The following is a 13,726-nucleotide window of genomic DNA, read 5'->3' as shown; positions in this document are numbered from 1 at the left end:
ATGAGATTTTCGGCGTTATTCGCGATCGGTGTGTTACTGCTTGGCGGCATGGCGCAGGCCGACACCAAACTGGTCGGCGGTGATATGTATTTTCACGGCACTATCAGAGCGCTGGCCTGCAGCCTGGCACCAGGAGGCGACAAAATCGAGGTCGATTTCGGGCAAATCGCGACGCAGGATCTCTATCTCTCGGGGCGCAGTAAGCCGGAAAAATTCAGCATTCAGCTACGCGACTGCAACCCCGAGGTTTTTCGCGGGATCTCGGTCACTTTCAGTGGTAGTGAGGATGCTGAACTGGACGATCATCTGGCGCTGGATAGCAGTGAACAGGGTGGCGCGACTGGGATCGGTATTGGGATGAGCGAAGAGGACGGCACGGCAATTCGCCTTGATGAGAGCACGTCAGTCAAAGAGATAACTGCAGGCTCGATGACGCTAAATTTTTGGGCGTGGGTCGCAGCAGAGCCGTCGGCGATAAAAAATCAGTCTCTCGAATACGGTCCGTTCAGCGCCAGCGGGACCTGGACACTGAACTACCAGTAGCATGATGAACGCACTGAATCGTATTGCCCCGCTGCCTGCGCAGAAATTATTGCTCGTTATTAGTCTGTTTTTCTGGTGTGGGGTAATGCATCTCTACTGGCCGAATAACGGCGGCAGCGGTCTGTCGTTGCCGCTTAATATTACGAGCTGGATTTATGCCGTTGTGCTGGCTGCAAGCGCATCAGTGCTGGTGCCTCGTCAACGCTGGCGTATCACTGTCCCCGCCACGGTTTTTTCGATGGGGGCGCTCATCCTGACGCTGCTTTGTCTGCTGACGCCTGGCGTCTGGCAGTTCGAGGCGCAGCTGGTCGCAGGGGCGCTGCTGGGAGGCGTGCTCGTCTATCTGGTGACATTACAGATTCCGCTTGCGGCAAACACCCTGACGGTACTGCTGACTCTGCTATGGGGCGCGTGCGTCATCGAATGTCTGGCGTTTTTGTATCAGTACTGGCATTTGCCGGGTGTTGATTACTGGGAGTTTGCCTGGCGACGCGGTACGCGGCCCTACGGTATTTTTCAGCAGGTCAATCTGATGGCCAGCTTCACTGCATCTGGTGTGCTGCTGTCAGCTCCGCTCTTTTTACGGCTACGCGACAGATATCGAATTGTCATCGGGATTGCCCTGGTGATGATGGGCTTTGTGCTGCATGAATCCCAGTCGCAAACCGGCTATGTGTCTGTGGTGGTAGGTGAAGTCTTGCTGCTGGTGGTTTTCCCGGCGCAACGCCGTATGTTGTTGCTACTTCTGCTGCCGCTGGCGTTAGGCATGGTGGCGGGCACGCTCGCTCGCTATTTTTTGTCCGTTGCTACAGTCGATCACCTGACCACTTCCCAGGTGCGCTGGACGGTGCTTAAAACGTCACTGGCATTATTTGCCGAACGCCCGTGGACGGGGTGGGGCGTGGGCAGTTTTGCCGCCGTGTTTCTCGAACGTGCGGGGCCGTTGGGGCTGAGCAGCATCTCGCATCCGCACAATGAGCTGGTGCTGTGGCTGGTGGAGGGCGGCCTGGTGGGGTTGGCGGGGGCGCTGTGCTTTATTACGGGGGGCTTCTGGCTGTGGATGCACGGAAATCGCTGGCGTCGCGCTTGTCTGGTGGCGGCGCTGCCGGTGGTCATTCATATGTTGACGGAATACCCCGCCAGGCAGTCAACACCACACTGGTTACTGCTGATCCTGCTGCTTCGTTGTGCAGATAGCCCGCTAAAAGGGGCTCGCCTGACGCTTACGTCGACGTCGCTGATTCGTGCGCTGGCATTGATCTCGTTTTTAACCTTCACGCCACTGTTGCTTCTCTCACTGCACACGCAACAGCAGTTGACGCTGGCGGAGCGGCAGTCAGCGCAGTGGCGTCTGGCCGAGTCGCTCCCGGTAGGAGGCTGGCTCCTTGCCCCTCGCTACCGGTTTGATGTTCAGATGGGGTATCTGCAACGGTATCAGCGTACCCGGGATGCTCGCTGGCTGGAAGCGGTTCGCCGCTGGGCGCCTGACTATGTGCGTGTTCACCCAGACCCGAATGTCTCCTTCACGCAAATCTTGCTGGCGTTACAGCAGCGCGACCTACCTGAGGCGCATCGTCTGGCGACGCGCTTTTACCTGACATACCCGAACGATCGCCGTATCCCGTGGCTGCAGGATGCACGACGTCCTTTCAATCAAAAAATGGAATGATATGAACAGATTCAGCGAACAGACCCGCCATGTGCCAGAGCTTCCCCGCAACGCCGAGCTGCTGCGGATCACCGGGATCCGTTTGCAGCGCATCCATTTTTTTGATGATGCATCGCTGGATGTCTGTGAGGTGTTAAGTCAGGTACGCACGCCGCTACCGCTCGATCTTTTTTTCAAGCACCTTTCCATCACCGCAAAACAGCAGCTATTTCTGTGGCAAATGCGGCAGGTACTGGCACTCTCAGGAAGTTATTCGCTGAATTTATCCGTCAGGATGCTGACCTGTCTGTCGTGGATTGCGCAGCTCGCCCGGCAGGCGCATCAGGGGCGGATTGTTATCGAAATACAGGATCCTGGCACCATGATGCGACTGGAAAAGGCAGAACAGCAGGCCGTATGCATTGCCGTTAAAACCCTGGTGCGTCACGGGTTTCGCGTGTGGCTGGATGATGTTTCGCCTGAGCTATTTTTTGTTTGGCGACTGTCTGGCATCCGTTTCGATGCCATCAAAATTGAAAGCGGAATGTTTCATCAGTTCAGGACGTCGGATTGGCAGTTAAGGGTACTGGTCAATCAATTTCGCGGGCTGGGAGAACGGGTTGTGATCGAGGGGGTGGAAACGCCGCAGGATTACGCCATTTGCCGTATGAGCGGCGCAGATGCTGTGCAGGGATTTTTGTTCGAGCAGGAAGTATTACCGAAAGGCCTGAATCATTGCTGATTCAGGCCATGGTCATTATTCGCTCAGCGTCTGTGCGATATCTTTTTGCACCTGCTGGCGCTGTTCTGGGGTCAGTACTTTGTTCAGGTCGAAATAGTATTTCACGCGGTAATAACGCGCCTGCTGTTCGATATTGCTGAAGGCGGAAAGCTGTTTTTTGACGGCGGCTTCATCCCATTTCCCGGACTTGATGACGTCAATCAACGCGCCGTCTTTAACATCCTTCACCGATATCTGGCTAACGTTGGTTTCAAGCTGCTGGTGCAGTTTTTTAATCTGCGCAACCTGGTCAGTGCTCAGTTTAAGGTGCTGAACTACCGGGTCCTGAGCTGGTGCGGGTACATTGGATACGTTTGCTGCAAGCGTGCTAAAAGAAGCGCCAGCCACGGTTGCCGCCAGCAAAGTCATGCGTACGAAGTTCTTCATTTCGGGATCCTGATAAGGGAATTATTAACATTGTCTGTCACTCGCTGGTGACGAGTGATTATCCTTTGCAGAATACGATGCCCGAAACACGTCGCCACGCGAATTTGTTTTGCGGTTGGTTACGGAGTGAAACAATCCCGCTACGGAAAACGTTGTGCAGCGGGAGGGAAGGCGATATCTACAGCGTGAACGGATCAGCGTCCTGCCAGGCGGGGAACTTCTCGCGGTACTCGCGCAGCGCCGAGAGTGACAGTTCAGCGTCAATGCGCGTAGCCTGATGCGGCTCGGCGGTGGCAATAATCTCCCCCTGCGGATTAATCACCCGGCTGTCACCGCGATAATGATGGCCGTTACCGTCAGTACCCACGCGGTTACATCCTGCTACATAAGCCTGGTTCTCAATTGCCCGCGCGGTGAGCAGAACCTGCCAGTGTAGCGAACGAGGCGCCGGCCAGTTGGCGACATACAATGCCAGGTCGTAATCGTTGCGGTTGCGCGACCATACCGGAAAACGCAGGTCATAACAGACCAACGGCAGAATGCGCCAGCCGCGCCATTCAAAAATAACCCGCGCGTCACCCGCCTGATAATGTTGATGTTCATCCGCCATGCGGAACAGGTGGCGCTTGTCATAGAAATGGACATTACCTTCGGGTTCGACCAGCAAAAAGCGGTTTACCGGGCCACGTTCAGACAAGAGAGCGGCGCTGCCTGCTATAAGGGCGTTCGTCTGTTGCGCCTTAGTGCGCATCCAACTGACAACCTCTTCCTGCGGCAGCGATTTGCTTGCCGCTTCCATGGCAAATCCGCTGGTAAACATTTCAGGTAACACAATGACATCACGTCCGGTGACGGTTTCCAGTTGGCGGTCGAAATGGCGCAGGTTGGCCGGGCCATCCATCCAGATCAGCGGTTGTTGCAGCAGAGTAATTTTCAAACCGGGCACGATCGAGGCTCCTCATTGAACAACATTTTGACACTGTAGCATGAGCTCTAACGGAAATGTGGCAATAAAAAGCCCCGCATTAAGCGGGGCTAAACGTTGTGCGTGTGTCGTTACGCGGCTTCGACTTTACGCACCTTCTCTGGCAGCTTTACCGGCTGAGTCGCCAGCGCCTCGGGTTCAAAGTCATCCACGTTGATGCTACGCAGACGACTCGCTTCGGCTTTCACCAGAATTGCGGCTTCGTCTTTATCAATCAGCCCTTTAGCCAGCGCATTGTGCGCCAGTTCATCCAGGCGGGTAAACGGCAGGTTTTTACCCAGCTCTTTGCAGATCCGCTGGTGGATAGGGTCGGCTGCAATCACATCCAGCAAAGCCTCTTCCAGCAAACCTACCGGGTTATGCTCGCTCGGCGTCAGGTATTGACCACGACCAAGGCGAGAACGGGTGGCGCTCGGAACCTGCAGAATCTTCGCGACTTTATGATCCAGCTTGTCAGACGGTGCATGGTAGTGGCGACCGGTAGGGAAGATAACCACACTCAGCAGGCCCGCGACCAGTCGGTTCGGGAAGTTTTTCAGCAGGTCGTCCATCGCCTGTTCCGCTTTGTACAACGCATCCTGAACGCCCCAGTGAACCAACGGCAGGTCTGCTTCATTACGGCCTTCATCGTCATAACGCTTCAGTACCGCGGAGGCCAGATACAGCTGACTTAACACATCGCCCAGACGCGCGGAGATACGTTCACGGCGCTTCAGGCTACCGCCCAGTACGGCCATGGAGACATCCGAAAGCAGTGCCAGGTTAGCGCTCAGACGGTTCAGATGTTGGTAGTAACGTTTGGTCGCATCGCCGGTTGGCGTGCTGCTGGTTAAGCCGCGCGTCAGGCCCAACCAGAAGCTGCGCACTTTGTTACTGCCGACGTGGCCGATGTGTTTGAACAGCAGCTTGTCGAACGCATTCACATCGTTACTCTGTGCCGCGGCCATCTCTTCCAGAACGTACGGATGGCAGCGAATCGCCCCCTGACCGAAGATCATCATGCTCCGGGTCAGAATGTTGGCACCTTCTACGGTAATGGCGATAGGCGCGCCCTGATAAGCACGGGCGAGGAAGTTGCTTTCGCCAAGCATAATGCCTTTACCGCCAGTAATATCCATTGCATCGATGATTGACTGCTGTCCACGGTGGGTACAGTGATACTTCACGATGGCCGACAGCACCGCCGGTTTTTCACCCAGCATAATACCGTAGGTAATCAGCGACGCCGCTGCATCCATCACGTACGCGTTACCCGCAATACGTGCCAACGGCTCTTCAATACCTTCCATCTTACCGATAGAGATTTTGAACTGGCGACGAATATGCGCATACGCGCCGGTTGCCATTGCGACCGATTTCACGCCGCCCGTCGAGTTAGACGGCAGGGTAATACCGCGTCCCACGGACAGACATTCCACCAGCATGCGCCAGCCCTGACCGGCCATTTTTGGGCCACCGATGATGTAATCAATCGGCACGAAGACATCTTTGCCCAGCGTCGGACCGTTCTGGAACGGCACGTTCAGCGGGAAGTGTCGACGCCCAATTTGTACGCCTGGGGTTGACGTTGGGATCAGCGCACAGGTAATGCCGAGATCTTCTTCACCACCCAGCAGTTTTTCCGGGTCGGAGAGTTTAAATGCCAGACCCAGTACGGTAGCGATAGGCGCTAGGGTGATATAACGCTTATTCCAGGTCAGGCGCATACCCAGCACCTGCTGGCCCTGCCAGTCGCCCATACAAACCACGCCGGTATCAGGGATCGCGCCTGCGTCGGAACCCGCTTCCGGGCTGGTCAGAGCAAAGCAGGGGATCTCCTGACCACGAGCCAGACGCGGCAGGTAATGATTCTTCTGCTCTTCGGTGCCGTAATGCTGCAGCAGTTCGCCAGGGCCTAGGGAGTTAGGTACGCCAACGGTGATCGCCAGGATCCCGGAAACGCCGGAGAGTTTCTGCAGAACGCGAGCCTGAGCATACGCGGAGAATTCCAGCCCGCCGTACTCTTTCTTAATGATCATCGCGAAGAAGCGGTGTTCTTTCAGATACGCCCACAGTTCCGGCGGCAGATCCGCGAGTTCATGGGTGATCTGGAAGTCGTTCGCCATGCGGCAGGCTTCTTCCACCGGGCCGTCAATAAACGCTTGTTCTTCAGCTGTCAGATGCGGCTGAGGATAGTTATGCAGTTTTTTCCAGTCTGGCTTGCCCTGGAACAGGTCGCCTTCCCACCAGGTTGTACCGGCATCAATCGCCTCTTTCTCAGTGCGCGACATCGGCGGCATGACTTTACGGAAACCGCGGAACACTGGCGCAGAGATCATGGATTTGCGCATTGGCGTAAAGTTAAACGGTACGAGGAGAATGGCCAGAGGAACCAGCAGCCAGATTGACCACAGGCCAACCACGCCAAGCGCAGCTGTCCAGGCGAGCAAAATTAAGCTGCTGAGGAATAAGCTCACGCGGTGATAAAACAGAACGCTGAGCAGAACAACCGTAGCGATAATACTCAAAATCATCATAACGAAAAGCTCCCTTGCTTGTAGGAGGTCTGACCACTTGTGATGATATGGTTGTAGTGGATGTAAATTCTTTTAGCAATGTGTTTACAAAATAATTACAACAAAGCTCACATTGTTGCTGTTTTAACCGGCACAAAAAATCAAAAGCCGCAGCCATTCCTGTGGCTTGTACTTCTCGCTGGTAGCGCTATCCGGTACACTGCATCTTGTCATTTACATTCATGCTGAAGGATATCCTCATGTACCAGGATCTTATTCGTAACGAACTGAGCGAAGCGGCGGAAACGCTGGCTAATTTTCTTAAAGATGACGCCAATATTCACGCCATTCAGCGCGCGGCGGTCCTGTTGGCAGACAGCTTTAAAGCTGGCGGTAAGGTACTTTCTTGCGGTAACGGCGGTTCCCATTGCGACGCGATGCACTTCGCCGAAGAGCTGACGGGACGTTATCGCGAAAACCGCCCTGGCTACCCGGCGATCGCTATTTCTGATGTCAGCCATATCTCCTGCGTCAGCAACGATTTCGGTTACGATTATGTCTTCTCCCGCTACGTTGAAGCCGTGGGTCGCGAAGGCGATGTCCTGTTAGGCATCTCTACTTCAGGGAATTCCGCTAACGTGATTAAAGCGATTGCCGCAGCGCGCGAGAAAGGGATGAAAGTCATCACCCTGACTGGTAAAGATGGCGGCAAAATGGCGGGCAGCGCGGATATCGAAATTCGCGTGCCGCACTTTGGCTATGCTGACCGCATTCAGGAAATTCATATCAAAGTGATCCATATCCTGATCCAGTTGATCGAAAAAGAGATGGTGAAGTAAGAAGGCTATTTTATTTGCCATTTTGAATCCGGGCAGTGCCCGAAATCCTCACGTACTACGTGTACGCTCCGGTTTCCGCGCGCTGTCCGAATCTAAACTGGCTGCAACAATTACGCCTTCCCGCTTAAAGGCGTTTGTGGAGGTGATGTATGTGCGAACTGCTCGGGATGAGCGCCAATGTGCCAACCGATATCTGCTTTAGCTTCACCGGGCTGGTTCAGCGCGGCGGAGGTACCGGGCCGCACAAAGACGGCTGGGGTATTACGTTTTATGAAGGTAAGGGCTGCCGTACGTTTAAAGATCCGCAACCCAGCTTTAATTCGCCTATCGCCAAACTGGTACAAGACTATCCCATCAAATCCTGTTCCGTGATTGCCCATATTCGTCAGGCGAATCGTGGCGAAGTGGCATTGGAAAACACCCATCCATTTACGCGTGAACTGTGGGGACGTAACTGGACGTACGCTCATAATGGACAGCTCAGCGGCTATAAATCGCTGGAAACCGGTAATTTCCGCCCGGTTGGGGAAACCGACAGCGAAAAAGCTTTCTGCTGGCTGCTCCACAAGCTGACTGAACGGTATCCGCGTACGCCTGGCAATATGACGGCAGTATTTAAATATATCGCGATGCTGGCAGGAGAATTGCGTGAGAAGGGCGTCTTCAACATGCTGTTGTCTGACGGGCGTTATGTGATGGCTTTCTGCTCGACCAACCTGTTTTGGATCACCCGTCGTGCGCCGTTTGGCGTGGCGACACTGCTGGATCAGGATGTGGAAATCGATTTTAGCTCAGAGACCACACCCAATGATGTGGTCACCGTGATTGCCACTCAGCCGCTAACCGGCAATGAAACCTGGCAAAAGATTATGCCAGGCGAGTGGGCGTTATTTTGTCTCGGGGAGCGTATAGTTTGATGCCAGCTGCGGCTGAACCACTTCGTGACTCAACGGCTTGCTGATAACGTAACGGCCATCGACGACGGAAACGGTCGGTGGCTTACGCGTTTGTTCAAAGTAATCGTAGCCAGGCTTTAGCTGCGCCCAGAATTCTTTGTAATACGAGAACTTATGGCGCTGCATGTTGGCATCGGTCATGCGGAATGGATAAATGCTAACCTGCACGCTGGACTGCCCAAACACCAGTGCGCCGGTGACAAACTGGAAAATCTCATCAATGCCGTTGTCGGTCATTGCGTAGCAGCCGACGGAAACGCAGGCGCCGTGGATCATCAGGTATTTACCTTCATAACCGTGTGCGCGGTCGTAGGCGTTAGGGAAACCAATGTTAATCGCTTTATAAAAGCGGCTATCCGGTTTCAGCTGTCCGCGCTGTACGCTGTAAAACCCTTCCGGGCTTTTGAAATCGCCCTGACGCTGTTTCGGACCTAAGCCGCCGGAATAATTGCAGATCTTATAGCTGTCGAGCAATTGATACTGTTCGCCCATCTTGACGTACAGATCCAGCGTTCGCTCTTCTTTGAAGATCTGGATATAGACGGGGGAGCCCATTAATTGCTGCTTATATTCTTTGCTGACAGGCGTAGTCGGGCTGCTGCTGCTCAGCAAACCGGCAAATGAAACGCACGGCAATAAAAGCATCGCAAGAAAAAATGCGATTTTACGCATACTGCTTATTCCTTGATAAAACGATTACACACGCCAGGACGGCAAAAAGAGTTCCCAAATCGGATAAATCTGGATCTGGAGCGCTCACATTATCACCCAGAGAGTTTTTCGCAAGTCTCTCGTGCGGCGTTTACACTTTAGATTTTCTTTATACGGAAAATTGTGCTTAAAGGCAGTCAGACACTGACGTATTTTGCGGGTTAGCGCACGTCATTAAGTCTTCTGAGTGCAGAATTCCTAATATATTGAATTTAAAAAATTAATAATTTAATAATCGAATATTAAAATGGAATGCCCGGCAATAGCGGTAGACTGCGGCGAACGTGTTTGATTAGGTAGTGTTGTTTTCATGTCTTTTGTCTCTGCGCCCCGACGCTTTTTGCCGGGTCTGCTGTCTTTGTGTGTTGTGTTGTCCTCGCCGTCTGTCGCCAAAGTTCAGCCCCTCTTATCTGACGCCCATTTAAGCTATGCGGCGCAATTACGCATGCGTAACCGCGCCCGGCTGCTGAAGCAGTACCACGCGCAGGTAAAAAAGCAGGCAAGTTATGTGGTGGAAGGTAATGCGCAAAGTAAAAGCGCGCTGCGCCAGCAAAACAGGACGCTGATTAAACAGCACCCGGAGTGGTTCCCGGGGCCACTAAAAGCGAGCGATCAACGCTGGCAGGAGCTGGCTGAGAATGACCATTTTCTCAGTAGCGATCATCTGCACAACATAACCGAAGTGGCAATCCACCGTCTTGAGCAGCAGTTAGGTAAACCCTATTTGTGGGGCGGGACCAGCCCGGAACAAGGCTTTGACTGTAGCGGGCTGATCTTTTATGCCTACAACAAAATTCTGGCAGCAAAATTGCCACGTACGGCGAATGAAATGTATCACTATCGGCGGGCGACCATCGTCGCTAATCGCGACCTTCGTCGTGGTGATTTATTGTTCTTTCATATTCACAGTCGGGATATTGCCGATCATATGGGCGTCTATTTGGGGCAGGGACAATTTATTGAATCGCCGCGTACGGGAGAAACGATTCGGGTGAGCAATTTATCCGATGACTTCTGGCAGGATCATTATCTCGGCGCTCGTCGTATTCTGACGGAAAATACCATTCTGTAATCAAAAAGGCGGTGCGAATGGCACCGCCTCGTCAGGGGTTAACTCAACGCCCCCATGATCTTTAATTCCAGCTCATCCGGAACTTCGTTATATGACAACACCTGTAAGCCTGGTGCAAACAGGCGCGCATAGCGCGCGAGCAGAGGACGTAGCTGCGGTGCGACCAGCAGTACCGGCTCTTTACCCGCGGCTTTCATCTGTTCTTTAATCTGCGGCATATTGGTCTGGAACTGATTCAGCATATTAGGATCGACCGGTACGCTATCGAGCACCACTTTGCCGCTTTGCTGAGCCTGATTCACTACATTAGCCAGCAGATTCTCCAGCTCATTATTCAGCGTGTAGACCGCCAGCTCATCTTTGCGCACAAACGGATGGGTAATGCTGCGACGGAGCGCCAGACGCACATCTGCCGTCAACAGAATATGATCTTTAGTGACGGCGCTACTGGCGACCAGTACGGTGGCAATGGTAACGATATCGCGCAGCGGCACGCCTTCGACCAGCAGCGCCCGATAAACCTTCAAGAGCTGGCTGTAATTCAGCGCCGCGCTCAGATCTTCCGCCAGACGGGGGGCCATCGAAGAGAGGCGGTTATGCAGTTGGGTAATATCATCGTAGTTAAACAGGTCGGGAATAAAGTTGCGAATGACCTTATTCACATGCGTCGCAATGACGCTGGCACTATCAATGACCTGATACCCCATATTTAGCGCTTTGGCTTTTTGCGCCGGGACAATCCACGTCACCGGCATACCATAGGCCGGATCGTGGCCTAACACACCATCGATCTCGCCATACGTTTCACTGGAGGGCAGCGCCATCAGCTTATCTGAGGGAATATCGGCCTCATCAGCCTTGATCCCATTGATAAAAATGGCGTACTGGGTCGGTTTTAGACGGAAGTTTTCGCGGATGCGAATTTCCGGGAGCAGCACGCCGTTAGTGTCTGAGATAACCTGCCGTACACCGCGAATACGTTGAGTGAGCGGATTCCCTTTGGATTTGTCTACCAGCGACACCAGTTTGTACCCCAGGCTCAGGCTGATTGGCTCGATCAAAGGGATAGTTTCCCAACTGACATGTTGCTCAGTGGTTTCAACGATGGTTTTGGTCAGCGTCTCAAGATTTTTCTCTTCAGTTTCAGCCACCTTCGGGCGCTTGCTCATACGCCAGGCGGTGAACCCCATCAGGGCGCTGAACACCAGGAACGGGAAATGCGGCATTCCCGGTACCACCGCCAGTACAAACATAATGCTGGTGGCGGTATAAAGTACGGAGGGGCTGGCCAGTAACTGGCTACGCACGTCTGTGGCGATATCACCGCTGTCGCTCACGCGTGTAACGATAATCGCCGCTGCCGTCGACAGCAGCAGAGACGGGATCTGGGCGACCAGACCGTCGCCGATGGTCATCAGTACGTATTGCTGGAATGCGGCTTCGGCGCTTAAATCGTATTTGAAAATACCGATACAGACGCCGCCTATCAGGTTGATGGCCAGGATCATCATCCCGGCGATGGCATCACCGCGTACGAACTTCGACGCACCGTCCATTGCGCCATAGAAGTCCGCTTCGCCCGCCACATCTTTACGTCGCGCCTGCGCCTGGGCCTGATTAATCAGGCCTGCGTTCAGATCGGCATCGATCGCCATCTGCTTCCCGGGCATGGCGTCCAGCGTAAAGCGGGCCGAAACCTCGGAGATACGCTCGGCACCCTTGGTAACCACGATAAAGTTGATTGTGAACAGCGTCAGTAAAGCTGACCGCGAAAATATCGTGGCGGCGCTGCATGGTCAGTCAATCTTTAACGGTGGCGGTATGGCGCCGTTAAATAAGCTGGGCAAGCAGCCGATAGCGCCGGGAGCGCAGAAGAAAAACGTCACACGCAACAAACTCGATAAAACCGTCAACCCGCAGGAGACGGCGAAAATTACGGAAGAGAACGCGAAAAAGGCGCTGGATGTGAATGAAAAAGCGGTGCTGCTGAAACAAAAATCAGCCCGCGAATTGGGCGAACTGGCGACCGACATTAACGTTATCGCCCGCAATGCGCATATGGAAACTAACCTCGAGATGGAGATTGTTCCTCAGGGGCTGCGCGTACTGATTAAAGATGACCAGAATCGCAATATGTTTGAGCGCGGTAGCGCCAGGATTATGCCGTTCTTTAAATCGCTGCTGGTTGAACTGACTCCCGTGTTTGACTCGCTGGATAACAAGATAATCATCACCGGGCATACAGACGCGATGAGCTATAAGAGTAACATTTACAACAACTGGAACCTCTCTGGCGACCGCGCTTTGTCGGCGCGACGCGTGCTGGAGGATGCCGGAATGCCGCAGAATAAAGTCATGCAGGTCAGCGCGATGGCGGACCAAATGCTGCTGGATGCGAAAAATCCGGAAAGTGCCGGGAACCGTCGCATTGAGATCATGGTGCTGACGCAAAGCGCTTCCGATACGTTGTATCAATATTTTGGCCAGCAGGGAGAGAAGGTTGTGCAACCGCTGGTGGATAAGCTGGACAAGCAAAAGCAAGTGACTTCTTTACGTCAGCAATCTGCTCCCGTCACTCATTAATTCTGTTCCCGTCCCCCACGCAATGTGGGGGCAATTTATTCCTCAGGAAGGCAATGTGATAGATGTAACCCATATTATTCCATTGGAGATTCATACTGATAACGTCACCGATGTAGCCTGTCAGGGGGCGCATTTCGACAAGGTTTCAGGTATCTGGTACACCGAACCCCACGAGCTAAACGGGGCGCTTCGTGACTATGTCTACGACACCGACAATTTTAATATTGTCGCGCCGTACTATCTGGTGATTACCTCGAAGATGCACTGCTGGAGCTGCCACCAAATTACCCGCATCCATGGCGTGATGTTTACCCGCTTTATTAAGAAAAATCAGGATGGTCAGGGCTGGCAGTCGGTCAGGCGTAACAGCTTTTTGTTCCACATTAATTCTCTGCCTGAAGAGATAAAAAAGAGCATCAAAGCCAGCAATTACTACCTCGATAAAAGTAAAACCACCGGGCTACGTTACTGGATGAATCACTGTGAAATTTGTGGTGAACGTCTGGGCGACTACGAACTTTTCTGCGTTGAAAATGATGCCTTCCGGCTGATGACAATCGAAAAACTGCTGCGGGCAAATGTTCGCAAAGTGAATAAACTGTTTGTCAGTACGGCGGGGAATCCCGCAGAACATACGAAAAAGGATATTGTGCGTTACCTGTGCGATGCTCGCTTCGTCATGAATGGTCCGGCGTAAGGAATAATCATACTTCTCACACTATAAAA

General features: G+C 53.3%; 12 protein-coding genes and 1 pseudogene. 8 read left to right on the top strand and 5 right to left on the bottom strand.

From position 1 onward, the window contains the following. From O6D90_RS18800 to O6D90_RS18790, 3 genes are read left to right on the top strand one after another with little or no spacing between them, the layout of a single operon-like run. Complete coding sequence (locus O6D90_RS18800) at nucleotides 1-543, top strand: fimbrial protein (protein WP_016155755.1); 543 nt, start codon at nucleotides 1-3, stop codon at nucleotides 541-543. Nucleotide 544: 1 nt separating this feature from the next. Beyond that, a complete protein-coding gene (locus O6D90_RS18795) occupies nucleotides 545-2,212 on the top strand; it encodes an O-antigen ligase family protein (protein ID WP_032931015.1) in 1,668 nt (555 codons plus the stop codon). 1 nt (nucleotide 2,213) lies between these two features. Further along, nucleotides 2,214-2,933, top strand: a complete 720-nt coding sequence (locus tag O6D90_RS18790) for an EAL domain-containing protein (protein ID WP_016155757.1) — start codon at nucleotides 2,214-2,216, stop codon at nucleotides 2,931-2,933. 15 nt (nucleotides 2,934-2,948) lie between these two features. On the opposite strand, the gene O6D90_RS18785 is transcribed toward O6D90_RS18790, so the two are convergent. The 3 genes from O6D90_RS18785 to fadE form a co-directional block, all read right to left on the bottom strand. After that, complete coding sequence (locus O6D90_RS18785; protein WP_016155758.1) at nucleotides 2,949-3,359, bottom strand: Spy/CpxP family protein refolding chaperone; 411 nt, start codon at nucleotides 3,357-3,359, stop codon at nucleotides 2,949-2,951. A gap of 178 nt (nucleotides 3,360-3,537) precedes the next feature. Further along, entirely contained in the window at nucleotides 3,538-4,305 is a 768-nt protein-coding gene (locus O6D90_RS18780) for an amidohydrolase (RefSeq protein ID WP_016151813.1), read from the bottom strand. Nucleotides 4,306-4,415: 110 nt separating this feature from the next. Further along, nucleotides 4,416-6,860, bottom strand: coding sequence for an acyl-CoA dehydrogenase FadE (fadE, locus tag O6D90_RS18775; protein WP_016155759.1), 2,445 nt, complete (start codon nucleotides 6,858-6,860; stop codon nucleotides 4,416-4,418). 239 nt (nucleotides 6,861-7,099) lie between these two features. On the opposite strand from fadE, the gene lpcA reads away from it, so the two are divergent. Next, a complete protein-coding gene (gene lpcA, locus O6D90_RS18770; RefSeq protein ID WP_016155760.1) occupies nucleotides 7,100-7,678 on the top strand; it encodes a D-sedoheptulose 7-phosphate isomerase in 579 nt (192 codons plus the stop codon). Between the two features lie 149 nt (nucleotides 7,679-7,827). Continuing rightward, entirely contained in the window at nucleotides 7,828-8,595 is a 768-nt protein-coding gene (locus tag O6D90_RS18765) for a class II glutamine amidotransferase (protein ID WP_016151816.1), read from the top strand. On the opposite strand, the gene dpaA is transcribed toward O6D90_RS18765, so the two are convergent. After that, nucleotides 8,566-9,306 carry a peptidoglycan meso-diaminopimelic acid protein amidase gene (dpaA, locus tag O6D90_RS18760; protein ID WP_016151817.1) on the bottom strand — a complete coding sequence of 247 codons (741 nt, stop codon included), beginning with the start codon at nucleotides 9,304-9,306 and terminating at the stop codon, nucleotides 8,566-8,568. The two genes, O6D90_RS18765 and dpaA, sit on opposite strands and share 30 nt — an antisense overlap. A gap of 349 nt (nucleotides 9,307-9,655) precedes the next feature. On the opposite strand from dpaA, the gene O6D90_RS18755 reads away from it, so the two are divergent. Next, nucleotides 9,656-10,417, top strand: coding sequence for a C40 family peptidase (locus tag O6D90_RS18755; RefSeq protein WP_016155761.1), 762 nt, complete (start codon nucleotides 9,656-9,658; stop codon nucleotides 10,415-10,417). A 38-nt stretch (nucleotides 10,418-10,455) separates the two neighbouring features. Here O6D90_RS18755 and O6D90_RS18750 read toward each other — a convergent pair. Continuing rightward, nucleotides 10,456-12,174: pseudogene (locus tag O6D90_RS18750) on the bottom strand (flagellar biosynthesis protein FlhA); the annotation flags it as partial. Between O6D90_RS18750 and lafU the strand changes: the two are divergent. Together lafU and O6D90_RS18740 are read left to right on the top strand one after the other, a co-directional pair. Beyond that, nucleotides 12,086-13,000 (top strand): putative lateral flagellar export/assembly protein LafU, encoded by a 915-nt coding sequence (lafU, locus tag O6D90_RS18745; RefSeq protein ID WP_071600315.1) that lies wholly within the window; start codon nucleotides 12,086-12,088, stop codon nucleotides 12,998-13,000. The pseudogene O6D90_RS18750 and the gene lafU sit on opposite strands and share 89 nt — an antisense overlap. Nucleotides 13,001-13,055: 55 nt before the next feature. Continuing rightward, complete coding sequence (locus O6D90_RS18740) at nucleotides 13,056-13,697, top strand: hypothetical protein (protein WP_032931019.1); 642 nt, start codon at nucleotides 13,056-13,058, stop codon at nucleotides 13,695-13,697. Nucleotides 13,698-13,726 lie beyond the last annotated feature (29 nt).

The sequence above is a fragment of the Citrobacter sp. 21OH12SH02A-Citro genome (assembly GCF_027919895.1).
GTDB classification, from domain to species: Bacteria; Pseudomonadota; Gammaproteobacteria; order Enterobacterales; family Enterobacteriaceae; genus Citrobacter; species Citrobacter braakii.
The sequence above is the reverse complement of the archived record's forward strand: the minus strand, read 5'-3'. Positions and strand labels throughout refer to the sequence as shown.

Excerpts from the sequence above, each read along its gene's own strand:
- O6D90_RS18800 (WP_016155755.1), top strand. The coding sequence starts at position 1 with ATGAGATTTTCGGCGTTATTCGCGATCGGTGTGTTACTGCTTGGCGGC.
- O6D90_RS18795 (WP_032931015.1), top strand. The coding sequence starts at position 545 with ATGATGAACGCACTGAATCGTATTGCCCCGCTGCCTGCGCAGAAATTA.
- O6D90_RS18790 (WP_016155757.1), top strand. The coding sequence starts at position 2,214 with ATGAACAGATTCAGCGAACAGACCCGCCATGTGCCAGAGCTTCCCCGC.
- O6D90_RS18785 (WP_016155758.1), bottom strand. The coding sequence starts at position 3,359 with ATGAAGAACTTCGTACGCATGACTTTGCTGGCGGCAACCGTGGCTGGC.
- fadE (WP_016155759.1), bottom strand. The coding sequence starts at position 6,860 with ATGATGATTTTGAGTATTATCGCTACGGTTGTTCTGCTCAGCGTTCTG.
- lpcA (WP_016155760.1), top strand. The coding sequence starts at position 7,100 with ATGTACCAGGATCTTATTCGTAACGAACTGAGCGAAGCGGCGGAAACG.
- O6D90_RS18765 (WP_016151816.1), top strand. The coding sequence starts at position 7,828 with ATGTGCGAACTGCTCGGGATGAGCGCCAATGTGCCAACCGATATCTGC.
- dpaA (WP_016151817.1), bottom strand. The coding sequence starts at position 9,306 with ATGCGTAAAATCGCATTTTTTCTTGCGATGCTTTTATTGCCGTGCGTT.
- O6D90_RS18755 (WP_016155761.1), top strand. The coding sequence starts at position 9,656 with ATGTCTTTTGTCTCTGCGCCCCGACGCTTTTTGCCGGGTCTGCTGTCT.
- lafU (WP_071600315.1), top strand. The coding sequence starts at position 12,086 with ATGGCGTCCAGCGTAAAGCGGGCCGAAACCTCGGAGATACGCTCGGCA.